The organism is Pseudomonas sp. HY2-MNA-CIBAN-0224, assembly GCF_040310285.1.
In the GTDB taxonomy this organism is placed as follows: Bacteria; Pseudomonadota; Gammaproteobacteria; order Pseudomonadales; family Pseudomonadaceae; genus Aquipseudomonas; species Aquipseudomonas helleri.
This window is the reverse complement of record NZ_JBEOPQ010000003.1, coordinates 166,042-189,428: the sequence shown is the minus strand read 5'-3', so window position 1 is coordinate 189,428 and position 23,387 is coordinate 166,042. Positions and strand designations below refer to the sequence as shown.

27 protein-coding genes and 4 tRNA genes are annotated in these 23,387 nt (G+C 57.7%); 12 read left to right on the top strand and 19 right to left on the bottom strand.

All coding sequences use genetic code 11. The features are described 5' to 3' along the window. Positions 1-82: 82 nt before the first annotated feature. Positions 83-751: a PA2778 family cysteine peptidase gene (locus AAEZ03_RS03905; RefSeq protein ID WP_350576200.1), complete on the bottom strand. Its 669-nt coding sequence runs from the start codon at positions 749-751 to the stop codon at positions 83-85. Between the two features lie 220 nt (positions 752-971). Between AAEZ03_RS03905 and AAEZ03_RS03900 the strand changes: the two genes are divergently transcribed. Next, a complete protein-coding gene (locus AAEZ03_RS03900; protein WP_350576197.1) occupies positions 972-1,139 on the top strand; it encodes a hypothetical protein in 168 nt (55 codons plus the stop codon). Positions 1,140-1,197: 58 nt separating this feature from the next. On the opposite strand, the gene AAEZ03_RS03895 is transcribed toward AAEZ03_RS03900, so the two are convergent. Next, on the bottom strand, positions 1,198-1,953 hold the full coding sequence (locus tag AAEZ03_RS03895) for a TerC family protein (protein WP_350576194.1): 756 nt from the start codon (positions 1,951-1,953) through the stop codon (positions 1,198-1,200). A 30-nt stretch (positions 1,954-1,983) separates the two neighbouring features. After that, positions 1,984-2,226 carry a hypothetical protein gene (locus tag AAEZ03_RS03890; protein ID WP_350576191.1) on the bottom strand — a complete coding sequence of 81 codons (243 nt, stop codon included), beginning with the start codon at positions 2,224-2,226 and terminating at the stop codon, positions 1,984-1,986. A 136-nt stretch (positions 2,227-2,362) separates the two neighbouring features. Between AAEZ03_RS03890 and nhaR the strand changes: the two genes are divergently transcribed. Continuing rightward, positions 2,363-3,265, top strand: a complete 903-nt coding sequence (gene nhaR / locus AAEZ03_RS03885; RefSeq protein WP_153329809.1) for a transcriptional activator NhaR — start codon at positions 2,363-2,365, stop codon at positions 3,263-3,265. Here the strand turns inward: nhaR and AAEZ03_RS03880 are convergent, their stop codons facing one another. Continuing rightward, entirely contained in the window at positions 3,266-4,420 is a 1,155-nt protein-coding gene (locus AAEZ03_RS03880; RefSeq protein WP_273223157.1) for an MFS transporter, read from the bottom strand. A gap of 366 nt (positions 4,421-4,786) precedes the next feature. On the opposite strand from AAEZ03_RS03880, the gene sstT reads away from it, so the two are divergent. Further along, entirely contained in the window at positions 4,787-6,007 is a 1,221-nt protein-coding gene (sstT, locus tag AAEZ03_RS03875) for a serine/threonine transporter SstT (RefSeq protein ID WP_278940875.1), read from the top strand. Between the two features lie 66 nt (positions 6,008-6,073). Here sstT and AAEZ03_RS03870 read toward each other — a convergent pair whose 3' ends face one another. After that, on the bottom strand, positions 6,074-6,583 hold the full coding sequence (locus AAEZ03_RS03870; RefSeq protein ID WP_350576187.1) for a DUF1993 domain-containing protein: 510 nt from the start codon (positions 6,581-6,583) through the stop codon (positions 6,074-6,076). Positions 6,584-6,751: 168 nt separating this feature from the next. On the opposite strand from AAEZ03_RS03870, the gene AAEZ03_RS03865 reads away from it, so the two are divergent. Together AAEZ03_RS03865 and AAEZ03_RS03860 are read left to right on the top strand one after the other, a co-directional pair. Further along, positions 6,752-7,393 (top strand): YceH family protein, encoded by a 642-nt coding sequence (locus AAEZ03_RS03865; protein ID WP_153391433.1) that lies wholly within the window; start codon positions 6,752-6,754, stop codon positions 7,391-7,393. Between the two features lie 203 nt (positions 7,394-7,596). Continuing rightward, positions 7,597-8,520, top strand: a complete 924-nt coding sequence (locus AAEZ03_RS03860) for a S66 peptidase family protein (RefSeq protein ID WP_350576185.1) — start codon at positions 7,597-7,599, stop codon at positions 8,518-8,520. 47 nt (positions 8,521-8,567) lie between these two features. Here AAEZ03_RS03860 and AAEZ03_RS03855 read toward each other — a convergent pair whose 3' ends face one another. Then, positions 8,568-9,386 (bottom strand): shikimate 5-dehydrogenase, encoded by an 819-nt coding sequence (locus AAEZ03_RS03855; protein ID WP_123750506.1) that lies wholly within the window; start codon positions 9,384-9,386, stop codon positions 8,568-8,570. A gap of 219 nt (positions 9,387-9,605) precedes the next feature. Between AAEZ03_RS03855 and AAEZ03_RS03850 the strand changes: the two genes are divergently transcribed. From AAEZ03_RS03850 to AAEZ03_RS03840, 3 genes are all read left to right on the top strand, one after another. Beyond that, positions 9,606-9,950, top strand: a complete 345-nt coding sequence (locus tag AAEZ03_RS03850; RefSeq protein WP_048368882.1) for a hypothetical protein — start codon at positions 9,606-9,608, stop codon at positions 9,948-9,950. 172 nt (positions 9,951-10,122) lie between these two features. Further along, positions 10,123-10,317 carry a hypothetical protein gene (locus AAEZ03_RS03845; protein WP_123750505.1) on the top strand — a complete coding sequence of 65 codons (195 nt, stop codon included), beginning with the start codon at positions 10,123-10,125 and terminating at the stop codon, positions 10,315-10,317. Between the two features lie 112 nt (positions 10,318-10,429). After that, complete coding sequence (locus AAEZ03_RS03840) at positions 10,430-10,624, top strand: hypothetical protein (RefSeq protein WP_082148659.1); 195 nt, start codon at positions 10,430-10,432, stop codon at positions 10,622-10,624. On the opposite strand, the gene AAEZ03_RS03835 is transcribed toward AAEZ03_RS03840, so the two are convergent. Both AAEZ03_RS03835 and AAEZ03_RS03830 read right to left on the bottom strand, forming a co-directional pair. Continuing rightward, positions 10,572-10,886, bottom strand: coding sequence for an AzlD domain-containing protein (locus AAEZ03_RS03835; protein WP_350576181.1), 315 nt, complete (start codon positions 10,884-10,886; stop codon positions 10,572-10,574). The genes AAEZ03_RS03840 and AAEZ03_RS03835 overlap by 53 nt on opposite strands. Continuing rightward, positions 10,883-11,578 carry an AzlC family ABC transporter permease gene (locus AAEZ03_RS03830; protein WP_048368879.1) on the bottom strand — a complete coding sequence of 232 codons (696 nt, stop codon included), beginning with the start codon at positions 11,576-11,578 and terminating at the stop codon, positions 10,883-10,885. The genes AAEZ03_RS03835 and AAEZ03_RS03830 overlap by 4 nt, the downstream gene beginning before the upstream one ends. A gap of 206 nt (positions 11,579-11,784) precedes the next feature. Between AAEZ03_RS03830 and AAEZ03_RS03825 the strand changes: the two genes are divergently transcribed. Then, a complete protein-coding gene (locus AAEZ03_RS03825) occupies positions 11,785-12,303 on the top strand; it encodes a Dps family protein (RefSeq protein WP_123750503.1) in 519 nt (172 codons plus the stop codon). Positions 12,304-12,523: 220 nt separating this feature from the next. Here the strand turns inward: AAEZ03_RS03825 and AAEZ03_RS03820 are convergent, their stop codons facing one another. After that, positions 12,524-13,465, bottom strand: a complete 942-nt coding sequence (locus AAEZ03_RS03820) for a class I SAM-dependent methyltransferase (RefSeq protein WP_123750502.1) — start codon at positions 13,463-13,465, stop codon at positions 12,524-12,526. A gap of 333 nt (positions 13,466-13,798) precedes the next feature. Between AAEZ03_RS03820 and pbpG the strand changes: the two genes are divergently transcribed. After that, positions 13,799-14,737 (top strand): D-alanyl-D-alanine endopeptidase, encoded by a 939-nt coding sequence (pbpG, locus tag AAEZ03_RS03815; RefSeq protein ID WP_048368874.1) that lies wholly within the window; start codon positions 13,799-13,801, stop codon positions 14,735-14,737. A 70-nt stretch (positions 14,738-14,807) separates the two neighbouring features. On the opposite strand, the gene AAEZ03_RS03810 is transcribed toward pbpG, so the two are convergent. The 9 genes from AAEZ03_RS03810 to gltX all read right to left on the bottom strand — a co-directional run bounded on the left by AAEZ03_RS03810 (position 14,808) and on the right by gltX (position 19,585). After that, positions 14,808-14,936, bottom strand: coding sequence for a hypothetical protein (locus tag AAEZ03_RS03810; RefSeq protein ID WP_256665494.1), 129 nt, complete (start codon positions 14,934-14,936; stop codon positions 14,808-14,810). A 169-nt stretch (positions 14,937-15,105) separates the two neighbouring features. Continuing rightward, a complete protein-coding gene (locus tag AAEZ03_RS03805) occupies positions 15,106-15,591 on the bottom strand; it encodes an Hsp20 family protein (protein WP_048368873.1) in 486 nt (161 codons plus the stop codon). Between the two features lie 111 nt (positions 15,592-15,702). Then, positions 15,703-16,662, bottom strand: a complete 960-nt coding sequence (locus AAEZ03_RS03800; RefSeq protein ID WP_350576176.1) for a tRNA dihydrouridine synthase — start codon at positions 16,660-16,662, stop codon at positions 15,703-15,705. Positions 16,663-16,724: 62 nt separating this feature from the next. Then, positions 16,725-17,159: an acyl-CoA thioesterase gene (locus AAEZ03_RS03795; RefSeq protein ID WP_048388601.1), complete on the bottom strand. Its 435-nt coding sequence runs from the start codon at positions 17,157-17,159 to the stop codon at positions 16,725-16,727. Positions 17,160-17,332: 173 nt separating this feature from the next. Continuing rightward, a tRNA-Glu gene (locus AAEZ03_RS03790) sits at positions 17,333-17,408 on the bottom strand. A 77-nt stretch (positions 17,409-17,485) separates the two neighbouring features. Continuing rightward, a tRNA-Ala gene (locus AAEZ03_RS03785) sits at positions 17,486-17,561 on the bottom strand. Positions 17,562-17,611: 50 nt separating this feature from the next. Beyond that, positions 17,612-17,687: transfer RNA gene (locus AAEZ03_RS03780), tRNA-Glu, on the bottom strand. Between the two features lie 75 nt (positions 17,688-17,762). After that, positions 17,763-17,838 (bottom strand) — tRNA-Ala (locus tag AAEZ03_RS03775). 265 nt (positions 17,839-18,103) lie between these two features. Further along, positions 18,104-19,585: a glutamate--tRNA ligase gene (gene gltX / locus AAEZ03_RS03770; protein WP_350576172.1), complete on the bottom strand. Its 1,482-nt coding sequence runs from the start codon at positions 19,583-19,585 to the stop codon at positions 18,104-18,106. Positions 19,586-19,799: 214 nt separating this feature from the next. Here gltX and AAEZ03_RS03765 point away from each other — a divergent pair, with 214 nt between their 5' ends. Continuing rightward, complete coding sequence (locus AAEZ03_RS03765; protein ID WP_350576169.1) at positions 19,800-20,750, top strand: 2-hydroxyacid dehydrogenase; 951 nt, start codon at positions 19,800-19,802, stop codon at positions 20,748-20,750. Positions 20,751-20,780: 30 nt separating this feature from the next. Further along, positions 20,781-22,106, top strand: coding sequence for an Nramp family divalent metal transporter (locus tag AAEZ03_RS03760; protein WP_350576166.1), 1,326 nt, complete (start codon positions 20,781-20,783; stop codon positions 22,104-22,106). Positions 22,107-22,234: 128 nt separating this feature from the next. Here AAEZ03_RS03760 and AAEZ03_RS03755 read toward each other — a convergent pair whose 3' ends face one another. Further along, entirely contained in the window at positions 22,235-23,200 is a 966-nt protein-coding gene (locus AAEZ03_RS03755) for an alpha/beta hydrolase fold domain-containing protein (RefSeq protein ID WP_278937965.1), read from the bottom strand. Positions 23,201-23,387 lie beyond the last annotated feature (187 nt).

The window sequence follows — 23,387 nt, the reverse complement described above, 5'->3', positions numbered from 1 at the left end:
CCCTGTAGGAGCGAGCTTGTCTCGCGATCTTTTGATCTTTTAAAAGATCGCGAGACAAGCTCGCTCCTACAGTGGGTGTTTGTTATTGCAGGGCTTTGATGGCTTTGCTCGCGGCTTGCTCCTGGCCCAAGCGGGACAGGTCGTTAGCCGCCTTTAACCAGCGTTCTTTGTCGACACTCACCGGCAGTTGGTCCGGGGCCAAAATCAGCACGGCCCAGCTGCCAGCATCCTTCCAGCTGGATTCAAACTTGCTGAAGTCCATGACCCGGCGCCGATCCATGCCCGCACGCAACAATACGGTTTGCTTGTTGCGGTCATAGCCCGCCAGCACTGCATAACGCGGTTCGCTCCAGACTCGCCCCTCCATAAAGCGCACCATCACCGGGTGGCCTGCGGCAACCTGGGTCAACAGCGCTGTGAGCGCAGGATCCAGCCGGTACACCATCAGCCCGTATTGCCCGGCCAGTTGCTCCATATTGCTTTGCAACGAAGCTTCGGCCTCTGGCAGTTTGAGTGGCTTGGTCAAAAGGCCCGGAGTGATTCTGATGCGCTGCTCACCCAGCATACTGGCCAACACTTGCGGGCCGCTTTGATGGGCGTTACCGCGAAAAAAAGGCACGCCGTTAAGCTCAACCCGCTCTGGCAGATGACGCATTTGCGCCTGGTCAACACTGGCACACCCCACAACAGTCACGGCCAATGCGGCCAGCAGCCACAGACGCAGCCCTTTCAATCCACTCAGTCCCTGCATACGCCCTCGCTTTGAATGAACGCCAGACCGCAAGGTCTGCCATGGTCGACGATCATAGGGCGCCAACAGGGTCTGGTATAGCCTTAAAGCACAGTGAAAGTTCCTACATAGAGCCAATCAGTTGGTGCAGCACGACCTTTGGTCAATAGACTGAAACACCGCTCAAGCTAGACTGTCATCTGAAGTGTGTTTATGCCCGTCGTGGGCAAAGGAGGCACTTATGAGCCCGACATTGACCATTATCTTGCTGATCACCGGGTGGCTGGCCGTTGCCGCCGCCATGCTCTGGGGCCTGATGCGCATCAGCCGTCATCATCATCCGCAGCCCCAGCCAGAACCCAAGCAAAAATCCGCCCAACCGGCCGCTACCACCGCCAACGCGCACTAAATGCAAAAAAACCGTCCACCCTGACAAGGATGGACGGTTTTTGAGTGACAGCCTGCGCTTACTGGGTCACGCCAGCCTGACGTTTTTCCCGGGCCCGACGCGCGAGAATGTTCAGGGTTTCTACGGTGGCGGAGAACGCCATCGCCGCATACACGTAGCCTTTTGGTACATGAGCACCAAAACCTTCTGCGATCAGGGTCATGCCGATCATGATCAGGAACGCCAGCGCCAGCATCACCACGGTCGGGTTTTCGTTGATGAACTTGGCCAGAGGCTCCGAAGCCAGCAACATCACCATCACCGCCACCACAACTGCAATCACCATGATCGGCAAGTGCTCGGTCATACCGACCGCCGTCACGATACTGTCTATGGAGAACACCAGGTCCAGCATCAGGATCTGACCGATCGCGGCGGCAAAGCCTACAGCCACTTTGGACGATACGCTCTCGGCCTTGTCCTCGGCGTCAGGACTCATGTTGTGGTGAATTTCACTGGTGGCTTTCCAGACCAGGAACAGGCCGCCGGCGATCAGAATCATGTCCTTCCAGGAGAACGCCTGCCCCAAGACTTCGAATACCGGCGTGGTCAACTGCACGATGTAAGCGATGGTGCTGAGCAAGCCCAGGCGCAGAATCAGCGCCAGGCCGATACCGATACGGCGGGCCTTGGTACGAAATTGCTCGGGCAGCTTGTTGGTCAAGATCGAGATAAAGATCAGGTTGTCGATCCCGAGAACCACTTCCATCACGATCAGCGTGGCCAGTGCAATCCAGGCCGTAGGGCTGACCGCCAGTTCTAAAAGGTATTCCATAGGTGTGTTCTGACCCTTCTGTAAGACAACTTAAATGGTGTGCGATGTTTCTTTATTTTCTTCAGCCGGTGGCTGCTGTTCAATCAAGCGCCCGCCGGTGGCGTCGTTGAGCGCCTGCTCGGCGGCCTTGTGGGTGTCATCAATGGCCTGTTTGGCAGCCTCAGCAGTTTTACTGAGCATCTGCTGCGCGGCTTTTTCTGCCTGATCACAACCGCTCAGCAGCAATAAGGTGGACGCCAACAGCGCGGCATAACCTGCTTTTTGCATATTCATCGTGAGGTGTCCTCTTTAAACCTGCGGCCAGCAATGTGGCCTGCGAATAACGCGCGATTTTAGAGAGCCAGACACTTCAGGAAAATTCGTATTTTTAAGCGTTATACTTCGGTTTTTACGAAGTGTTGCCAATCATATGCTCAATTACCGCCAACTCCATTACTTTTGGGTCGTTGCCAAAACCGGCAGCATCGTGCGCGCCTGCGAGCAATTGAACCTGACCGCACAAACCATCAGCGGGCAAATCAGCCTGCTGGAAGACACCTACGGCTTGCCTTTATTTCGCCGGGTCGGGCGCCAACTGGAGCTGACCGAAACCGGGCGCCAGGTGTTGCCCTACGCCGAACAGATCTTCCAGGTGGGCGCCGAACTGGAAAGCATGCTGCGCATGGCGCCCAAGGAGCAACAGGTGATCTTGCGGGTCGGGGTTGCCGATGTGGTGCCCAAGTCGATTGTGTATCGGCTGATCGCCCCGACCATGGAATTGGACAAACCCGTTCGCATTACCTGCCGCGAAGACAAGCTCGACCGGCTGCTGGCAGACCTGGCGATTCAACGGCTTGATTTGGTCATTTCCGACAGTCCGATGCCATCCCATCTAGACATTAAAGGCCTAAGCCAAAAGCTTGGCGAATGTGGAATCAGTTTTTTTGCCACCGCAAGCCTCGCCCAAGCGTATGCCGAACACTTCCCGCAGAGCCTGCAAGACGCGCCCCTGCTGATCCCGGGGCCGGAAACAGTGATCCGCACGCGCCTGTTGCGCTGGCTGGCCGAGCTGAAAATACAGCCAAGAATTGTTGGTGAATTCGATGACAGCGCGCTGATGCAGGCGTTTGGCCAATCAGGCACCGGCGTGTTTATCGCCCCCAGCGTGATCGCCGACGAGGTCATGCGCCAATTTGACGTTGAGCTGATCGGCCAGACCGAGGCCGTCACCGAATCGTTTTATGCCATTACCGTCGAGCGCAAGATCCTCCACCCAGGCATAGTGGCGATTACCGAGGGCGCGCGACGGGAGCTGTTTACTGAAAGCCGCTGATCAGGCGCAGGCCGCCCGCGGCTTCATCGTCATCAGCAGCGATGCAAGGATGATCGATACCAGAATAAAACCGGCGCCGGCGAAGCCCAGGCTGCCCAGCCCGTAGGTATCAATCACATGCCCGCCAAATAGCGCGCCAAGGCCGATCCCCAGGTTAGCCCCGGCAATGTTCAACGATGCGGCAAAGGCCGGTGCCTGCGGCGCGGCTTTCATCAGCCGCACATGGCTGACCAGAAACAGCGCTGCCTGGGTCACCCCCCAAACACCCATCGCGGCCGCCAGCCCCAGCGTGGAGTGAATGCTCGGCACCAGCGCCACCATGCCGCCAATCATGAACGCGCAAAACACCATCGACGCAATCAGCGGATGGCGATCTACCATGCGCCCGCCTAACGAATTGCCAATCAGGCCAACAGCGCCAAAGCCCATCAAGCACCACCCCACCAGCGTGCCGTCAAACCCGGCCAGGCGCTCCAGGATATCGGCCAAATAGGTGTAGGCCGTGAACATGCCGCTGAACACCAGCACGGACAGCACGATATGCCCGATCATCAGCGGGCTGCGCAGCAGGCCAAACTGTGAACGCAAGGTGACGCCCTCTTTGACGCCTTTGACTGCTGGCAAATACACCCACAGCAGCAAAGCCTTGGCCAGGGCGATCACGGCCAGAATTGCGAACGCACTGCGCCAGCCCCAGGCATCCGAGATCAACGTCCCGACCGGGATACCAAACACCGTCGCACAGACAATCCCGAAGCCGATCTTCGCAATTGCACGGCCCGCGTATTCAGGGCCGACAATATTGACGGCGGTTTCGCTGGCCAGCGCCCAAAACACCGGCAAGCCCAGCGCAGGCAGCAATCGCGCAAACGCCATGACCCAAATATTCGGCGCCAGCGCGGCCACGGTATTGGCGAAGGCAAACATCAGCAAAATGCCGATAAACAAGCGCTTGCGCTCAAAGCGGGCGAAGTAGGCCGTCAAAAACGGCCCTAATGCCGCCACGGTGAAGGCGAACAGCGTGACCAGCAAACCGGCCTGCGACACGCTGACTTCAAGGTCACGGGCGATCGCAGGCAACAGCCCGACAATAATGAACTCGGTGGTGAGCACGGTGAAACCGGCCGCAGACAGCAGCAGGATGGGCAACAGCATGAATAACTCCAAAGACGACAACGCCAGCGAAAGCCCGAAAGGCCCGCTGATTTAAAGAAAGTGGGGGATGCGCAATGGTAACAGAATGCTTCGCCAGCATGGGGAGTTGCCGCAGTAGACCTACGCGCCAAGGTGCGGCAGATCGCCCTTGCGTAGGAAAGCTCCTACTTCTGTGTGGTAAAGTCCGCCCCCCGTTCTGACCTTAGTCAGACAAGCGTGCTCTGCACGCATGACTGAATCCACCCCTACTCTGCTTAACTCATCACGTTTAAGCGCGGCTGCTGGCCGTTATTGCCTGCCGGCTAAAGGTTGAGTCAACGCCAGAGTCGTTGAATGCGCTACCCACAACAACTAGAGACACTCCTTATGACTGATGCTCCACCTACCCTGCTGCAAACGCTCAAACGCACCAGCCTGGTGACCCAAATTGTCATCGGTCTGATTGCCGGTATTTTGCTGGCCTGGCTGGCACCTGCGGCGGCGCTCTCGGTGGCTTTTGTCGGCAAGGTGTTCGTCAGCGCCCTGAAAGCCGTGGCGCCTATTTTGGTGTTTGTGCTGGTCATGGCCTCGATTGCCAACCACAAACAAGGCCAGGTCACCCACATCCGCCCAATCCTGGTGCTGTATTTGATCGGCACGTTTGCGGCGGCAGTTGTCGCCGTGATCGCCAGCATGCTGTTCCCGTCCAGCCTGATCCTGCTCACTGAAGACATCACCGTGTCCGCTCCCGGCGGCATCAGCGACGTGCTGCAAAGCCTGCTGCTGAGCGCGGTGGACAACCCGGTCAGCGCCCTGATGAACGCCAACTTCATCGGCGTTCTGGCCTGGGCGATTGGCCTGGGCATTGCTGTTCGCCATGCCGGCGAAACCACCCGCACCGTGCTCAACGACTTGTCCAACGGCGTGACCTTGATCGTGCGTGTGGTGATCCGCTTCGCGCCATTGGGTATTTTCGGCCTAGTCAGTTCGACCCTCGCCACCTCCGGTTTTGGCGCCCTGCTGGGCTACCTGCACCTGCTCACCGTGCTGATCGGCTGCATGCTGTTTGTGGCCCTGGTGGTCAACCCGCTGATCGCGTTCTGGAAGCTGCGCCGTAACCCGTACCCGCTGGTGTTCATGTGCTTGCGTGAAAGCGGGATCACTGCGTTCTTCACCCGCAGCTCGGCGGCCAACATTCCGGTCAACATGGCGCTGAGTGAGCGTCTGGGTTTGCATGAAGACACCTACTCGGTGTCGATTCCATTGGGCGCGACCATCAACATGGCGGGTGCGGCCATCACCATTACCGTCTTGACGCTGGCAGCCGTGCATACGCTGGGGATTGATGTGGATGTGCCGACCGCGATTCTGCTCAGCGTGATGGCGGCCGTGTGCGCCTGTGGCGCTTCGGGTGTTGCGGGGGGCTCGCTGCTGTTGATTCCATTGGCGTGCAGCCTGTTTGGTATCCCGAGCGAAATTGCCATGCAGGTGGTGGCGGTCGGTTTCATCATCGGCATCCTGCAGGACTCCGCTGAAACCGCACTCAATTCGTCAACCGACGTGCTGTTTACCGCTGCTGTGTGCCTGGCCGAAGAAGAACAGGCCTAGGCCTTACAAAACAGGAGCACCCGCGCAGGTGCTCCTGAGTCTGTCACGCGTGGCTTGGCGCAATGCTTAGAACGCGCCCATGTAGTCACGCTTGCCAATTTCAACGCCGTTGTGGCGCAGAATCGCGTAAGCGGTGGTCACGTGGAAGAAGAACTGCGGCAGGCCGTAAGTCAGCAGGTAAGCCTGGCCGGTGAAGCGTTTTTCTTTAGGCGTGCCCTGACGGGTGATGATTTCGATCCCCTCCTTGCCATCGATTTGCGCAGGCGTAATGCCGTCAACAAACGCCAGCACCTTGCTGATCAGAGCTTGCAGGTCAGCAAAGGTCACTTCGCTGTCATCGTATTTAGGCAGCTCGATCTCAGCCAGACGGCCCGAAACACCCTTGGTGAAATCAACCGCGATTTGCACCTGACGCACCAGCGGGAACATGTCCGGAGCCAAGCGTGCTTGCAGGAACACATTCGGGTCAATGTTCTTGGCTGCGGCGTGGGCTTCAGCTTTGCTCAACACACCGCTCAGGGCGTTGAGCATTTGTTTGAACACAGGAACAGAAGCAGCGTACAGAGAGATAGTCATGAAAGTCTCGACAGTCTGTGGGCGGGAAGTGAATGTGCGGCGATTATAGGCATACGCCGCGCAAGAAGCGGCTTGTCTTTTAGTCAGTGTTGAACCTATAAGGAGCGGATGACAATTGAGTGTGATCGCAACACTCTGATCTCCTTTTAAACGCACAAGGAAAGCGTGATGAGCACTGAACACGACAGCGACACCGGAGCTCGGCTTAACAGCACTGAAATCCGCATCCTCGGTTCCTTGATCGAGAAGCAGGCCACCAACCCGGAAACCTACCCCCTGACCCTCAATGCGCTGGTGCTGGCCTGCAACCAGAAGACTAGTCGCGAGCCGGTGATGAACCTGACCCAAGGCCAGGTGGGCCAGAGTTTGCGTGCGCTTGAAGGCCAGGGCTTTACCCGTTTGGTCATGGGCAGTCGCGCCGATCGTTGGGAGCACAAAGTCGACAAGGCACTGGAACTGGTTCCGGCCCAAGTCGTTCTGCTGGGCCTGCTGTTTCTGCGCGGCCCGCAAACCCTCAACGAACTGCTCACTCGCAGCAACCGCATGCATGATTTTGAAGACACAGACCAAGTCCAGCATCAGCTCGAACGGCTGATTGCCCGTGATTTGGCGCTGCTTATTCCGCGCCAGTCGGGCCAGCGCGAAGATCGCTATACCCACGCACTGGGCGACCCGGCAGACATCGAAGCAATCATCGCAGCCCGCCAGCAACCCGCCGAGCGCAGCCCTTCAGGTGTATCCCTTGAGCGCTTTGAAGCACTCGAAGCACGCATTGCGGCACTGGAAGCACGTTTGAGCGAACTGGAATAACACCCTGCATAGCCCCCATCAGATGCCGCGCCGCTCAATCCGGCATCGGGGGCTTTTTTAAAAAAGCCACTCATTATCAGGAATCTTCCCGCGCGTTAAAGCGACTCGTCTTTGAATAAATCCGGTGATCGAAGACTAGGCTAGTCACTTCATATCGTAGTTTTACCCACGATAAAACGATGGCGTCATGGAGTGTTTCAGTAATGACCTTGTGTTCAATAACACCTAAAAACCTTAAACCCGGCAGCCGGATCGCCATCGTCTCCCCGGCCGGGGCTGTGTCTAATCCAGACCTGCTGACGCACACTCACAACATGATCATTGAACAGGGCTATACACCTGTTTACGGTGAGTTTGCGCTCGCCAGACATGCGCATCATTACACCTACGCGGGCACGCCCGAACAACGACTCAGGGACTTGCAGTGGGCACTGGACGACGATTCGATTGATGCCATCTGGGCAACCCGTGGCGGCTATGGCAGCGTTCAACTGCTGGAGCACATCGACCTGAGCCGTTTCGTACATAACCCCAAATGGTTAATCGGCTACTCCGACATCACCTTCTTGCAGAGCCTGCTGGCAAGGCACGGAATTGAGTCGGTACACGGCCAAAACATCATCAGCACGCCAACCCCGTCAGCCGATTCTTATCAGAATATTTTCAACCTCTTTAAAGGCATCAAACCGAAGTACCAACTGGACAATAACCTGCTCAATGAACCGGGCTCTGCGTGCGCCACCCTGATTGGCGGAAACATGACCGTCGTGACCGCACTCTCTGGCACCCGCTTTAACTTCAATTACGACAACGCCATTCTGTTTCTCGAAGAAATCGGTGAGAACGCTTACTACAAGATTGACCGCTACCTTAAAAGCCTCGAACAGACAGGGGCTTTTGAAAAGGTTAAAGGCCTGATTATTGGCGGCATGAAAAACATCGCGGATGACACGTCGCCGCACAGCCCCATTGCTCAATCAATTATTGCCGAACGCGTGGCCCAGTATTCCTTCCCGAAAGTGTTCGGGTTTCCCAATGGCCATATCCCGGACATGCGCCCATTGATCATCGGCGGCACCGTGAGCCTGCGTGTTGACGAAAATGGCGTGCGACTGGCGCACCTTTAAGCGCTAAGCGCCATAAAGGCCGAATCTCGGCCTTTATGGCTCAACCATCAACTGCGTGCAAACGCCACCGCCGCCTGGAACTGCTCCGGGGTTGGGCGCACGCCGGTGTACAGGGCAAATTGCTCAACCGCCTGGATGGCAATCACTTCAAGGCCCGTAATGACCCGTTTGCCTTGCTCACGGCCACGAATGATCATGGGCGTTTCAACGGGGATCGCTACCACATCAAACAGGATCTCGGCCTGATCGATCGCCTCAGCGGCAAACGCCAGATCATCGGCCTCAGCACCGCCCGCCATGCCAACCGGCGTAACGTTGATGAGCATTTGCGGCCGCTGCTGACCCAGTTCTGCCTGCCATGAGTAGCCGAGGTTTTTCGCCAGCGCAGAACCCGTGACTTCGTTACGGGCCACGATCACGCCATTGTGATACCCGCCATCGCGCAAGGCCGAAGCCACGGCCTTGGCCATGCCGCCGCTGCCGCGCAAGGCGAACGTGGTGTCCTTGGCAACCTGGTGATCACGCAGCAATTGCGCAATGGCGATGTAATCAGTGTTGTAGGCCTTCAGGTGCCCGTCTGTGTTGACGATGGTGTTGATCGACTGAATGGCCTGCGCCGAAGCGTCCAGTTCGTCGACCAACGCAATGCTCGCCTCCTTGAAGGGCATCGACACCCCGCAACCGCGAATACCAAAAGCCCGGATGCCGGTAATGGCCCCGGCGAGGTCTTTGGGGCTGAAGGCTTTGTAGTAAAAGTTCAGGCCCAACTGTTCATACAGATGATTATGAAAACGCAGTCCGAAATTCCCAGGTCTGCCTGACATCGAGATGCATAGCCGGGTGTCTTTGTTCGGATTCATTTGCATGTTCATCTCCTCGTGCTTTCGGATAAACGGCTCAAGCCGCCGCGATAAATTTGCCGGATCATAGCGCTCGCTGAAACGTGTCAGCGAGCACAAGACCTTACACAAACTTTACCGAAACATTTTGCAATTTTTTCTAAAAAGATTGTCTCAATGTTATCCCCGCTATTTCATATGGCCTGGTGCAGGCCAAGACGCGGGGTTGAAAGCAGAGGAATCGTCATGATGCGTACCTTCCCCAAAGTTGCTTTGCTGATCGGCGCCCTAGCTGTCGCAGGCCAGGCATCCGCCCATGGCGGTTGGGGTGCTGGCCCGGCGCTGGTTGGCGCAGTGGTCGGTGCTACGGTTGTTGGCTCGATAGTCGCCAGCCAACAGCGCCCGGTTTACGTAGAACACCCGGTCTATGTGCAACCACAACCGGTTTATGTGCAGGCACCTCCGGTGTACTACCAGGCGCAGCCAGTTTACGTACAACCACAACCGGTTTATGCACCGGCCTATTACGGCCGACCACAACCGGTGTACTACGGCCCACCCCGCGGTTATTACGGCCCTCCACGCTGGTAATCGCAGTCAACACCCCAGCGGCAGGCTTGCTCAGTTGCCGCCAGGTTTGAATTGAGGTTGCGATTGTCACGCACTGGACACAGTATTGGCTGAAACTACGGCATCAGCATGCACACACTTTCGACGCTCTGGCCGTGACACTTCGCACACCATAAAAACAAGGACGACCTGTATGCCGACACAAAACCCGCACCGTACTGTAGGCCTGTGCACTTCCAGCAAGGTCTACAACACGCTGACCGAACTCAAACAGCTTGAAGGCCACCGCACCGCCAAGCTGGTTTCACTGCTGGCCCAACACCTGGTCAGCCAGGGTTTGCTGAGTGACCATGAAGTGATGCAGATGCTTGATCAAGTTGTCGACTAGACTGCGTAGAAACAACCTCACCCGCATCAATGGCGACTATCACGCGTAATGATTTTTTACGCATGGGCCCAAGCCTTAAAGTGGCGCCATTGTTTGATAGCAGGAGGTTCCTATGCCAAAGGTCCATATCATGTCGGTTGTCGGCAGCGCAGTTCCCGAACCGCTTCGCGCGGACGGTCTGCTGGCGTGCTGGTATGTGGTCATTGACGGTGTTCCCGTCAGCGGCCCGTTCAAATCACGCGCCGCAGCGCAAGTTATAGCCACCAGCGAAACAGATAAAACAACACCACACTTAACACGACACTGAGCAACACGTTGCGGGTCCAGAGCATCAGCCCTATCGCACACACAGCCGCCAGCAGGTACGGGTTGGTGGGGCTCAGATCAAGGGTGTGATCCTTGATAAAAATGATCGGCCCGCAAATCGCCGTTAACATGCTTGGCACCGCAAACCCCAGAAACTCACGAACCCCGCGGTTCAAGCGAATCGGCAAGCGCGGTTCGAGAAACAGATAGCGGTTAAAAAACAGAATCAGCGTCATCCCGCCAATAATCAGCCATACCGTCATGCGAAGTACGCTCCCAGTCGTTTGCACAGATACCCGACGGTCATACCCGCCAACCCCGCCAGCACAATCGCCGACTCCCATTGCCAATAACTGAACAGCACCACGCTCAATAACGAGACGGCGACGCAAATCAGCGTTGGCACATTGCGCACAATCGGCGTGATCAGGGCAATGAACGTTGCGGCAATCGAGAACTCCAGCCCCAACTGATCCAGCCCCGGAATGCTTTTACCGACAATCACCCCCAGGCAGGTAAACAGGTTCCAGCCCACATACATGCACAAGCCAACGCCCAGCGCATACCAGCGGTTGAAGGTTTTTTGGTCATACGGGCTGACCAAGGCAAAAAACTCATCGGTTAGCAAAAAGCCAAGGCTGGCGCGCCACTTAGCCTCCATGGGCGCGACGATGGGGCGCAAATGCATCGCATAGAGGATGTGTTGCGAGGTCAGCAGCAGTGTGGTGATCAAAATGGACAGCGCACTGGCGCCCCCTTTGATCATGCCAATGGCCACCAATTGGGCTGCCCCGGCAAATACAAAAAGCGACAGCCCTTGGGCTTGCATCGGCGTCAATTGCGCATCAATCGCCGTCGAACCGGCTAAAAGCCCCCAGGGCGCGCAGGCCAGCGTCAAGGGCAGACAAGCAATCGCACCGCGTGTAAAAGCGACGCGAGGAAGCGAAGTAGGCATCAAAAAACATCCCGGCAGTATGCAGCGACAAAGGGTCGCAACTTGATTAGTGAAAGTCTTGAACGATCTTGCTCTTCGTCAGGTCGTAACGTTTAGCCGCCCTTATTGAGCCGCCCGGCGGGTTTGACGAACCACTGTTCGTGGTCTTTAGTCAGCCCCACTATTCATTCGTTTAAGCCTATTCACAGCCAACACGAGGAACGACCATGAAAGACCTGAAATCCGCCAAGGAAAGCAGAAAGGCCGATCTGCGGACACCTTCGGCGCTGAGCGAAGAAGCACGCATCAACATTGCTGCAGAAGTGAATGCATTGCTGGCCGACACGTTCGCCATTTACATGAAAACCAAGAACTTCCACTGGCACATGTCCGGCCCGCACTTCCGTGACTTCCACCTGCTGCTGGATGAGCAATCTGATCAGATTTTTGCCACCACCGATGCCATTGCCGAGCGCGTGCGCAAGCTGGGGCGCACCACAATCCGCTCGATCGGGCATATCAAAAAGCTCCAGCGCCTGCTGGACAACGATGCTGATTTCGTGACCCCGGAAGACATGCTGGCCGAATTGCGCGAGGACAACATCCAACTGGCCGCCTATATGCGCGCCACCCACGAGCTGTGCTCCGAGTCGGGTGACGTGGCCACCACCAGCCTGCTGGAAAACTGGATCGACGAAGCCGAACGCCGCGTCTGGTTCCTGTTTGAGTCGTCGCGCACTCGCTAACGTGTGAGCCGCGGGAGGCCACCGTCCTCGCCGATACTCCCTCTCCTTCGGGAGAGGGCAGATCAAAAGATCGCGAGACAAGCTCGCTCCTACAGGGCCTGCAGCTTCATCCGGGCTCATGAATTTTGTTTCACGGTGGTCACAACAGACGACTTGTATAGTGACCCCGCTCATTCAATGAACCTTGGCCCGCACTCTCCCGCGGGCTTTTTTTTGCCTGTCACACGCCCTGCTTGAACACCAGCGCTTTGAGTCCGCACTCAGGATCGGCATCCGGAAACTCCGGCGGGTTTTCCAGCCGCTGCTCAAAGCGCAGGCTCGGCGCCTCGGCGGTCACACCATTGATCAAAAACTCGGAGCCCAGCGAAGGGTCGTTCATGCACGCCAATACCGTGCCGTTTTCAGTGAGCAATTCCGGCAAGCGCCGCAGCACGCGCTGGTAATCCTTGGTCAGCAAAAAACTGCCCTTCTGGAACGAAGGCGGGTCGATGATGACCACATCGTAAGGCCCCAGGCTTTTGACCTTACCCCAAGACTTGAACAACTCATGCCCAAGGAAGCTCACCTTGCCGGTGTCATGCCCGTTTAGCCGGTGGTTGTCCCGGCCACGGCTCAGAGCCGCACGTGACATGTCGAGGTTCACCACATGCTCAGCGCCGCCTTCAATGGCCGCGACAGAAAACCCGCACGTATAGGCAAACAGATTCAAGACCCGCTTACCCTCGGTATTCTCCCGCACCCAGTTACGGCCATAACGCATATCCAGAAACAGCCCGTTGTTCTGCTTGCGGCCCAGGTCCACCTGATAACGCAACCCGCCTTCGGTGAGCGTCCACTCGTCCACCGGCTCACCCGCCAGCCATTCAGTATCACTTTGCAACGTGTAGCGATGCTGCATCACCAACGTGTGGGCGCCACAGGCCTGCCACACCGGCGACTGCACAATCGTCAGCAGCATCTGCTTCAGAGCTTCAAGCTGGGCAGGCTCCGGCTCTTTAAACAACGAGACCAACACCACACCTTGCAGCCAGTCCACCGTCAACTGCTCCAGGCTCGGCCAGCAGCGGCCGCGCCCATGGAAAATACGCCGTGTTTCAGCAGGCGCAGTTTCCAGGGCGGTGATTAAATGCAGGTGCAAGGTGGTTAACGCTTCAGGGGTCATCAGGCTGGCCGGTCAATTTCAAAGGGCGGCATTTTACACCATTGACCGCAGTTCAAGGGTCTCCTGCCCGCGCCGCGAGCGCTGCGGACACGGGCGCCGTTCAGGCTACGCACAGCCTTGGACTGCTACCCTTGATCGAGCCGGATATTGAACGTTTCAGTGCCCTGCTCGATTTAAAATCTCTCGGGTAATTATCTACGTGAAATAAATGCCATAACCCCCTGCAAATACAGGCATTTCTAACGTTATTAATCCATACTCCAAAAATGTAACGTTATATGTATACCAACGGTTGCCGTTCAGAATTCCTTAACCATCATTGAGTCAATCTGCGTGAAAATTCATCTTTCGATTTTGAGCCTATTTTTAGTTCTGACAGGCACAGCCGCTCCTTCAATCGCCGCAGCGACGGAAGGCACCATGTCCCCTCGAGACATGTCGAAACTGCACATTGCTTCTGGCAGCGCGCTGCTGATCGACCTGCAAACCAATAAAGTCATTTACGCCAGCAACCCGGACGTGGTCGTGCCCATCGCATCGGTTTCCAAACTGATGACCGCGATGGTGGTGCTGGACGCCAAGCAATCGATGGACGAGTACATCTCGGTCAACATCAGCGACACCCCGGAAATGAAAGGCGTGTTCTCGCGGGTCAAGCTGGGCAGCGAGTTGTCACGTCACGAAATGATGCTGATCACCCTGATGTCCTCGGAAAACCGCGCTGCGGCCAGCCTTGCGCACCACTACCCGGGCGGCTACGTGAAGTTTATTGCCGCCATGAACGCCAAGGCCAAGAGCCTGGGCATGATGCACACCCATTACGTTGAACCCACCGGCCTGTCGCCGCGCAACGTTTCGACGGCCCGCGACCTGAGCAAGCTGCTCGCCGCCGCGCGCCACTACCCGATGCTCAGCCAGCTGAGTACTACCAAAGAAAAATCGGTGACGTTCCGTAAACCCAACTACACCCTGGGCTTTCACAACACCGACCATTTGATCAACAAAGACAAATGGAACATCAAGATCACCAAAACCGGCTTCACCAATCAGGCGGGCCATTGTCTGGTGCTGGTGACCGAAATGGGTAATCGCCCTGTGTCATTGGTCATTCTGGATGCATTCGGCAAATACACTCACTTTGCCGATGCCGGGCGTATCCGTAACTGGGTTGAAACCGGCAAAGCCAGCAGCGTGCCTGACGTAGCGCTGCGCTATAAAGCCGACAAGAACCTGCAACAGCATCAACCAAAAACGGCCCATGTCGCCGAGTAACACGCCAACAGATAAAAAACAGGCACCTGCCCCGGGGAGAGAGTCGGAGCAAGTGCCTGTGTGTTGCCCGTTAACGCTTGGGTGAAGGCTTGGGCGTTTTCTTGATGGTTTCGACGGTGGTTTCTTTCGGGCGGCGCTTGGCCTCCTCCAACGGAATAAACAGACCCGTTTCTGAATCACGTGCGCGTTTGTTTTTCATCTAAAGCTCCAGTCAATGCCCCGATGTTGAGGCCTGTCTTGGCAGACTAGTTGAAGCTTTGGGCCCTTTCAGGCGATAGAAACACGCGCTTGCAGATCCGTTGCAATCTCCCCCTCCTCCTGCAAAAAAGAACCCCGCCTATAAGACGGGGTTCCAGCACTGACTCACATCAGTTTTGCAGAGCAGGCTGTTGATCCCCACTGTTGATCGGGATGCGTTTGGCTTTTGCTTCTTCGGGCACCACCCGCTGCAGGTCGATGCTCAGCAAGCCATTGCTCAAGTTCGCGTTTTTGATCTCGATATGGTCATCGAGACGGAAGGACAGTTTGAATGCCCGTTGCGCGATGCCCTGATGCAAGTAGGTCACGCCTGATGCTGGTTTTTCAGCGCTGCTTTCGGTGTTGTCACCGAAGGTTTCACGTTTGCTGCCGCTGACGCTCAACACACCTTTTTCAACTTGCAGGTCCAGATCATTCTGGGTAAACCCTGCCGCCGCAATCACGATGCGATAGCTGTCATCACCGTGCTTTTCGACGTTGTAAGGTGGATAGCCAGCGCTGGAATCGTTACGCAGCGCGGTTTCAAACAGATCACTAAAACGGTCAAAACCGACAGAATTACGGAACAGTGGCGCCAGAGAAAATGCGGTGTTCATAATTTAGCCTCCTGATTTCAGCGAGATTTTGTCTACGCGACCCGGTTTCGGCATCGCTTAACCCCTAAGTAGGGATCGGCAAAATCATTTCAAGAGGCTTTTTGAAATTTTTTACGCGCCATCCACAGGCGGGTTGTTGACCAGATGCCGAACCTTTTCACAGTCGGTTTCGCGGCGCATGGCATTGAACGGCACCACCGCTTCAGGGTAGTTGCGCGTCAACATGGCCAACCACTGCTTGAGCCGCCCCGGCGCCGAACGCGGCGTCAGTTGCGCTTCAGCTTGCGCCCAGAAGTCGCGGATCATCGGTTGTAAATCGGCCCAGGTCATTTCAACCACCTCTTCGCCTGCCCGCGCAGCAGCGATTTGCCGGGCAAGGTCCGGGCGCGACACTAGACCACGACCGAGCATGATGTCTTCAGCCCCGCTGATTTCGCGGCAACGGCGCCAGTCTTCAACCGACCAGATATCACCATTGGCAAACACCGGCACCTTGACCACCTCTTGCACCTGGGCGATGTACTCCCAATGCGCAGGCGGCTTGTAGCCGTCCATTTTGGTCCGCGCGTGCACCACGATCTGGCTCGCGCCCCCTTCAGCCAGGGCAATCGCGCATTCATTGGCGCTGTCGGGCGTATCGAAGCCCAGGCGCATCTTGGCCGTCACCGGGATATGCGCAGGTACCGTACGGCGCACTTGCAGCAAAATCGCATGCAGCAGCTCAGGCTCTTTGAGTAGCACCGCACCGCCACGGGACTTGTTCACGGTCTTGGCCGGGCAACCAAAGTTGAGGTCGATGACCTCGCTGCCCAATTGGCAGGCCAGCGCGGCGTTATCCGCCAGACACGCCGGGTCAGAACCCAGCAGTTGCACGCGCAGGGGCACGCCAGCACGGGTTTTGGCACCGTGTTGCAGCTCAGGAGCGAACTTGTGGATATAGGCTTCGGGCAGCAGCCGTTCAGTGACCCGAATAAATTCGGTCACACACCAATCAATACCGCCGGTGCGGGTCAGGACATCACGCAGGATGTTGTCGACCAACCCCTCCATCGGTGCCAAAGCAATTTGCATGGGTGACTCTCATAAAAAACGTGCGGCAGTTTACGGGGTTATGTGACCAATCGGTATCTCGATCAAGGCGCCACGACCGCCGAACCGTAGCCTTCCAGAAACTCGGGGGGCAGGCGCTTGGGTTTGCCCGTCGACAGCTCGATGCAGACAAACGTGGTTTGCGCACGCAGCAAGGTTGCGCCATCGCTTGGCCGGATCAATTGAAAGTGCCGGGTCAGACGCAGGCGTTTGTCAAAATCGACAATCCAGGTCGCGAGCTGCAGCTCATCCCCTTCATAGGCGCTGGCCAGATAATCGATTTCGTGGCGCGCCACTGCCATGGCCCGGTCGAGCCTGCGGTATTCGGTCAAATCCAGCCCAAGGCGCTGGGAATGGCGCCAGGCGCAGCGCTCCAGCCAAACCACATAGGCGGCGTTATTGGCATGGCCAAAACCGTCGATGTCTTCGCTCTGCACCTGCAGATCAATGATGAACGGCGTCGCCAGATCCCAATTCATGCCTGTCTCCCTGCCTACAAATAAAGCGCGCAGTGTAACGCACCCGATCTGCACTGAGGCAGGCTCGGACTGATGGCAAAGGCAAAAGGAATGGAAATGGCCGAACGCCAGAAAAACAAAAGGGCCATTCAAATAATGAATGACCCTTAAAAATCCCGCAGAGCGGGTAATCGTGGCGTCCCCTAGGGGACTCGAACCCCTGTTACCGCCGTGAAAGGGCGGTGTCCTAGGCCACTAGACGAAGGGGACACAAACCCTTCTAACAGTGATCAGTGCTGAGTACTGATCGATTCAATGCCAGTGTGGCCCGACATTGAACTGTAAATTGGTGGAGCTAAACGGGATCGAACCGTTGACCTCTTGCATGCCATGCAAGCGCTCTCCCAGCTGAGCTATAGCCCCGATTTATCGCCTGGCGGCGGAGCAACACCGAAATGCTGCTTCTGTGAAACTGGCGTCCCCTAGGGGACTCGAACCCCTGTTACCGCCGTGAAAGGGCGGTGTCCTAGGCCACTAGACGAAGGGGACACAAACCTTCTATTTGATCAGCGCTGAGTGCTGATCGATTCAATGCCGGTGTGGCCAGGCAGTGAACCTAAAATTTGGTGGAGCTAAACGGGATCGAACCGTTGACCTCTTGCATGCCATGCAAGCGCTCTCCCAGCTGAGCTATAGCCCCAAACAGTCAGTGTTGCGTGTTGCTGTGTGGACGGGGCGCATATTAAGACTGGATCGGTAGGCTGTCAAACTTATTTTTAAAAATTTCTAAAAAAATTTGCCGTGAGAACAACCACTTACCCTTAAAACCCCGAAAACACAGGGGCGCGCTGATTAAAATTGTAGTCGCTGCCGCAGGCTGCGATGGGCTGCATAGCAGCCCTGCTGTTCCAAAATACCTTCGGCCCCTCTCGCAGCCTTCGGCAGCGACTACAAATAAACGCGAATCAAGCCATTGCGCTGAACAGCTTTTCCCACTCTTTGTTTTCTTTCTTCGACACGCCACCCAGCAGGTCCAGCGCCTGACGCAGACGGAAGCGCGTCAGGTCCGGGCCCAGGATCTCCATGGCATCCAGTACCGACACCGAGCTGGCCTGGCCTGTGATGGAAGCGAACATCAGCGGCATGGCATCACGCAGCTTCAGTTCAAGGGCTTCCACCACGGTCTGAATGCACGCCGTGATCGCGTCTTTCTCCCACTGACGCAGGCTTTCGAGCTTCCACAGAATCAACTGCATCAACTGGCGCACTTGATCGCCGGAGAGCTTTTTGTGCTCAAACAGCTTGGCATCCGGCTGTACACCGCCTGCAAAGAAGAACCCGGCCAACGGCGCGATCTGGCTGAAGGTTTCAACCCGGCCCTGCACCAGCGGCGCGATCTTCATCATGTAGTCGGGGTTCAACGCCCAGTGCTGCACGCGGCAGGCGAACTCTTCCAGCGGCAGGTCACGCAGCCATTGGCCATTGAGCCAGGAGAGCTTCTCGATATCGAAAATCGGCCCGCCCAGAGAGACACGGGACAGATCAAAGTTATCGACCATTTCTTGCAGCGAGAACTTCTCGCGCTCGTCCGGCATCGACCAGCCCATGCGGCCCAGGTAGTTGAGCATGGCCTCAGGCATAAAGCCCATGCGCTCGTAGAACGTCACCGACGTCGGGTTCTTGCGCTTGGACAGCTTGCTCTTGTCCGGGTTTCGCAGCAACGGCATGTAGCACAACTGCGGTTGTTCCCAGCCAAAGTATTCGTACAGCAGGATCAGTTTTGGCGCCGATGGCAGCCATTCTTCGCCACGCAGCACGTGGGTGATGCCCATCAGGTGGTCATCGACCACGTTGGCCAAAAAGTACGTTGGCAGGCCGTCGGCCTTCATCAGTACTTGCATATCCATGCGGTCCCACGGGATCTCGACGTCGCCACGCAGCATGTCCGGCACCACGCACACGCCTTCGGTCGGCACTTTCATGCGGATCACGTGCGGCTCGCCTGCGGCCAGGCGGCGGTCGATTTCTTCTTGCGAGAGCAGCAAGGCACGGCCGTCGTAACGCGGGGTTTCGCCCTTGGCCATTTGCTCGGCGCGCATCTGGTCCAGCTCTTCTGCGGTGCAGAAGCACGGGAACGCATAGCCCTTGTCGACCAGCTCTTGGGTGTATTGCTTGTAGATGTCACTGCGCTCGCTTTGACGGTACGGACCGTGCGGCCCGCCTACGTCCGGGCCTTCGCTCCAGGTGATCCCCAACCAGCGCAGGGCGTCGAAGATCTGCTGTTCGGACTCGCGGGTCGAACGCAATTGGTCAGTGTCTTCGATGCGCAGGATGAACTCGCCGCCATGCTGCTTGGCAAAGCAGTAGTTGAACAAAGCGATGTAAGCGGTACCTACGTGGGGGTCGCCAGTCGGTGATGGCGCGATGCGCGTGCGAACGGTGGTCATGAGCGATCTCGAAGTGAAGATAAAACAAAGGGCGAATCTTAACAGGCCGACCCGGCTCGGCTCCAGCGCAGCACGCAGGCAAAGGCCGAACATCCGACGCGCAGATGAAAAAACCTCCAAATAGAGCGTTTGTATCAAGTTGATACAGGGAAAACCCCGGGACAGAGGTGCTAATCTCGCCTCATTCTCGGTCATCCCTGTCTGGAGTCTCCCCATGGGCCACGTAGTGCTGGTGCTGGTTGAAACGGTTAACGACTGTCTGTATCTGCTGGAAGACCAGGGTTATGAACTGATTCTTGCGCCCAGCGCCGCCAGCCGCGCCGAGGCCATCGCCACTCACGGCGCACGTATCGACGTCGTGCTGACCCGCGGCCCGCTGGGTTTGCGCGATGATGAAATGGCCGCCCTACCCTTGCTCGGCATCATCTGCGTGATTGGCGCCGGCTATGAAGAAGTCGATTTGCAGGCCGCCAGCAATCGCGGGATCAAGGTGACCAATGGCGCCGGGGCCAACGCCTCGTGCGTGGCTGACCATACCCTGGCGCTGCTGTTGTCCACGGTGCGCGGCATACCCCAGGCAGACGCCAGCGTTCGCCGCAACGAGTGGATCAAAGTACGCCAGCCGAGCCTGTCCGGAAAACGCCTGGGCATTGTCGGCCTTGGCGCAGTGGGTCAAGCCATCGCAAAACGGGCCGCGCTGGGTTTTGATATGAGCGTCAGCTATCACACCCGCCAACCCCGCCCGGACAGCCCGTACACCTACCGCGCCAACGTACACGACCTGGCCAGCGCGGTGGACTTTCTGGTGCTGGCGACCCCCGGCGGTGCGGGCACGCGACACTTGGTCGACGCCAGCGTACTCCAAGCGCTGGGCCCCGACGGCTACCTGATCAACATTGGCCGGGGCAGCGTGGTCGACACTCAAGCCCTGATCACCGCCCTGGCCGCAGGCACCATCGCCGGTGCCGGGCTTGATGTGTTCGAGGGCGAACCCTTGGTCCCCGATGGCCTGAAAACCCTCAGCAACGTGGTCATGACCCCGCACGTGGCCGGCCAATCGCCCGAAGCGGCTAAAGACACCGTGCAATTGGTAGTCGACAACCTGCAGGCGTTTTTTAGTGGCCAGCCGTTACTCACACCACTGCAACTGCCTGCACCTCGCTAACACTGATTTATAAAGTCCCGGAGCCCGCGTTTGAAATTCAGCCTGCCAAAAATCGCCACCGCGCCCTTCTGCCCGCCTGAAGTCAGCGGCAGTGTCCCCGTGGACGCCAGGGCGCCGTTCTGGAAACGCGCGCTGCGCTTCGCCGGGCCCGGCTTGTTGATCAGCATCGGCTACATGGATCCGGGCAACTGGGCCACCGCCATCGAAGCAGGTTCGCGCTACGGCTACAGCTTGCTGTTTGTGGTATTGCTCGCCAGCCTGGCCGGGATGGCCGTGCAGTGTTTGTGCTCACGCCTGGGCATCGCCACCGGGCGTGACCTGGCGCAACTTTGCCGCGAGCGCTACAGCCAGCGCTCGGCACGGTTTCAATGGGTGTTGGCAGAAATCTCGATCATCGCCACCGACCTCGCCGAAGTGCTCGGCTGCGCGCTGGCCTTCCACTTGTTGCTGGGCTGCTCGCTGACCTTCGGCATCGCCCTGACTGCTTTCGACACCCTGTTGATTCTGGCCCTGCAAGGCAAAGGCTTCCGCCGCCTCGAAGCCATCATGCTGGCCTTGGTGATGACCATCGCCGCGTGTTTTTTCGTTGAACTGGTGCTGATCAAACCCTACTGGCCGGATGTTTTCGAAGGCTTCAAACCATCCCTTTCCGCCATCAGCGACGCCGCGCCGCTGTACATTGCCATCGGCATCATTGGCGCCACGGTCATGCCGCACAACCTCTACCTGCACACCTCCATCGTGCAAACCCGCCTGACCGGCTGCGACTACGCCAGCAAACTCGACGCCGTACGCCTGTCGCGCATCGACACCATCGGTTCGCTGACCCTGGCCCTGCTAGTCAACGCCGCTATCCTGATCCTCGCCGCAGCCGCCTTCCACCAGACCGGCCATTCGGACATCGTCGAGATCCAGGACGCCTACCGCATGCTCGACCCGCTGGTCGGCGGCGCCATGGCCAGCGTCTTGTTTGGCGTGGCATTACTGGCCTCGGGGCAAAGCTCGACCTTTACTGGGACCATCGCCGGGCAAGTGATCATGGAAGGCTATTTAAACCTGCGCATCCCCTGCTGGCAGCGCCGCCTGATCACCCGTGGCCTGGCATTGATCCCGGCGTTCCTCGGGGTGTGGCTGATGGGCGATGACGCTGTGGGCAAACTGCTGATCCTTAGCCAGGTCGTACTGAGCCTGCAACTGCCCTTTGCGCTCTACCCGCTGATCCGCATGACCAGCGACCCGACGCTCATGGGGCCTTTCGCAAATCGGCTGCCAACAAAGCTGCTGGCGTGGTTCCTGTTTACCGTGATCAGCGGGGCGAATGTGTGGTTGATTGCGCAGATCGGGTTTGGGGGTTGAAAACGATTTATGTAGCCGCTGCCCAGGTACGACGGCTGCGATGCGGGCCGCAGGACCGCCGTCCGGGGTCGCTTCGCAACCCATCGCAGCCTCATGCTTCGGCAGCGACTACAAGTGATTTGCAAGGTTCAGGATTGTGCCAGCCTTTTATCCAGCCAACCCGCCACCCGCCCATGGATCTTCGGCACTTGCTCCAGCAAGCCGCTCATGCGCATAAAGTCGTGGGTCATGCCGGGTTCTTCCAGCAACAGCACGTCGTTACCCGCTTGTTCAAGCTTGCGGGCGTACGCCAGGCCTTCGTCATACAACGGGTCGTAGCCGGCCAGGTACACCAGCGCCGGGGCCAGGCCGGTGACATCCGTTGCCAGTAACGGCGAAATCCGCCAGTCCTGCAGCGCTTGTTCATCCTTGGCGTAATGCCCGTAAAACCAGTCCATGGTCGCGGTTTCGAGCAGGTAGCCCTCGGCGTAACGCTGATGGGAGTCACGCTTGCAGCTGCCATCGGTTACGGGATACAGCAGCACTTGAGCGCGGGGCACGATGGCGACTTCTTGCGGTTCCTGCACCGCCAGAATCGATAACACCGTGCTCAAGGTTCCGCCCGCACTGTCTCCGGCAAAGGCCACCCGCGAGGCGTCCAGCCCATGTTGACGGCCCTCACGCAGCAGCCAGTTCACTGCATCGCAGGCGTCATGCACGGCGGTGGGAAACACCCACTCCGGGGCTAGCCGGTAATTGACCGCCAGCAAGGCAAAATCCCCGGCCGCCGCCAACCGGCGGCACAGCGAATCATGGCTGTCGAGGCTGCCAATGACATAGCCACCGCCGTGAAAATAAACCACCACCGGCAACGGCCCGACCTCAAGGCCAGGTCGACGATAAAGCCGCGCCGACACGCTGAAGCCATCACGCGCCGGAATGCGCACGTCGTAGCTGTCCACTGCCGTCACCGGCACATCAAACACGCTGGCGCTTTGCTCGAACTCGCTGCGGGCCTGGGCCGGGGTCAGCGCGTGCATGGGCTGGGTCTTGCCGGTCATGCGGCTGAATTCAGCCAATTCTAAAAATGCTTCCAGTTCGGGCAACACCGACATTTCTACTTCCCTCAAAAACACACTGTTGGTGGGGCCGCCCATCGTCGGCGCCGCGCTGTCGCGCAGCAAACAGGCCGCCGATTTTCTTCAGCATCCCCCAATCGGTTCCCTCTCCTTCGGGAGAGGGCTAGGGTGAGGGGCTCTTAGATCAAGACCACAAGCCAGATCAAGATCAACAGCTCGCGAG

Excerpts from the sequence above, each read along its gene's own strand:
- AAEZ03_RS03905 (WP_350576200.1), bottom strand. The coding sequence starts at position 751 with ATGCAGGGACTGAGTGGATTGAAAGGGCTGCGTCTGTGGCTGCTGGCC.
- AAEZ03_RS03900 (WP_350576197.1), top strand. The coding sequence starts at position 972 with ATGAGCCCGACATTGACCATTATCTTGCTGATCACCGGGTGGCTGGCC.
- AAEZ03_RS03895 (WP_350576194.1), bottom strand. The coding sequence starts at position 1,953 with ATGGAATACCTTTTAGAACTGGCGGTCAGCCCTACGGCCTGGATTGCA.
- AAEZ03_RS03890 (WP_350576191.1), bottom strand. The coding sequence starts at position 2,226 with ATGAATATGCAAAAAGCAGGTTATGCCGCGCTGTTGGCGTCCACCTTA.
- nhaR (WP_153329809.1), top strand. The coding sequence starts at position 2,363 with ATGCTCAATTACCGCCAACTCCATTACTTTTGGGTCGTTGCCAAAACC.
- AAEZ03_RS03880 (WP_273223157.1), bottom strand. The coding sequence starts at position 4,420 with ATGCTGTTGCCCATCCTGCTGCTGTCTGCGGCCGGTTTCACCGTGCTC.
- sstT (WP_278940875.1), top strand. The coding sequence starts at position 4,787 with ATGACTGATGCTCCACCTACCCTGCTGCAAACGCTCAAACGCACCAGC.
- AAEZ03_RS03870 (WP_350576187.1), bottom strand. The coding sequence starts at position 6,583 with ATGACTATCTCTCTGTACGCTGCTTCTGTTCCTGTGTTCAAACAAATG.
- AAEZ03_RS03865 (WP_153391433.1), top strand. The coding sequence starts at position 6,752 with ATGAGCACTGAACACGACAGCGACACCGGAGCTCGGCTTAACAGCACT.
- AAEZ03_RS03860 (WP_350576185.1), top strand. The coding sequence starts at position 7,597 with ATGACCTTGTGTTCAATAACACCTAAAAACCTTAAACCCGGCAGCCGG.
- AAEZ03_RS03855 (WP_123750506.1), bottom strand. The coding sequence starts at position 9,386 with ATGCAAATGAATCCGAACAAAGACACCCGGCTATGCATCTCGATGTCA.
- AAEZ03_RS03850 (WP_048368882.1), top strand. The coding sequence starts at position 9,606 with ATGATGCGTACCTTCCCCAAAGTTGCTTTGCTGATCGGCGCCCTAGCT.
- AAEZ03_RS03845 (WP_123750505.1), top strand. The coding sequence starts at position 10,123 with ATGCCGACACAAAACCCGCACCGTACTGTAGGCCTGTGCACTTCCAGC.
- AAEZ03_RS03840 (WP_082148659.1), top strand. The coding sequence starts at position 10,430 with ATGCCAAAGGTCCATATCATGTCGGTTGTCGGCAGCGCAGTTCCCGAA.
- AAEZ03_RS03835 (WP_350576181.1), bottom strand. The coding sequence starts at position 10,886 with ATGACGGTATGGCTGATTATTGGCGGGATGACGCTGATTCTGTTTTTT.
- AAEZ03_RS03830 (WP_048368879.1), bottom strand. The coding sequence starts at position 11,578 with ATGCCTACTTCGCTTCCTCGCGTCGCTTTTACACGCGGTGCGATTGCT.
- AAEZ03_RS03825 (WP_123750503.1), top strand. The coding sequence starts at position 11,785 with ATGAAAGACCTGAAATCCGCCAAGGAAAGCAGAAAGGCCGATCTGCGG.
- AAEZ03_RS03820 (WP_123750502.1), bottom strand. The coding sequence starts at position 13,465 with ATGACCCCTGAAGCGTTAACCACCTTGCACCTGCATTTAATCACCGCC.
- AAEZ03_RS03810 (WP_256665494.1), bottom strand. The coding sequence starts at position 14,936 with ATGAAAAACAAACGCGCACGTGATTCAGAAACGGGTCTGTTTATTCCG.
- AAEZ03_RS03805 (WP_048368873.1), bottom strand. The coding sequence starts at position 15,591 with ATGAACACCGCATTTTCTCTGGCGCCACTGTTCCGTAATTCTGTCGGT.
- AAEZ03_RS03800 (WP_350576176.1), bottom strand. The coding sequence starts at position 16,662 with ATGCAAATTGCTTTGGCACCGATGGAGGGGTTGGTCGACAACATCCTG.
- AAEZ03_RS03795 (WP_048388601.1), bottom strand. The coding sequence starts at position 17,159 with ATGAATTGGGATCTGGCGACGCCGTTCATCATTGATCTGCAGGTGCAG.
- gltX (WP_350576172.1), bottom strand. The coding sequence starts at position 19,585 with ATGACCACCGTTCGCACGCGCATCGCGCCATCACCGACTGGCGACCCC.
- AAEZ03_RS03765 (WP_350576169.1), top strand. The coding sequence starts at position 19,800 with ATGGGCCACGTAGTGCTGGTGCTGGTTGAAACGGTTAACGACTGTCTG.
- AAEZ03_RS03755 (WP_278937965.1), bottom strand. The coding sequence starts at position 23,200 with ATGTCGGTGTTGCCCGAACTGGAAGCATTTTTAGAATTGGCTGAATTC.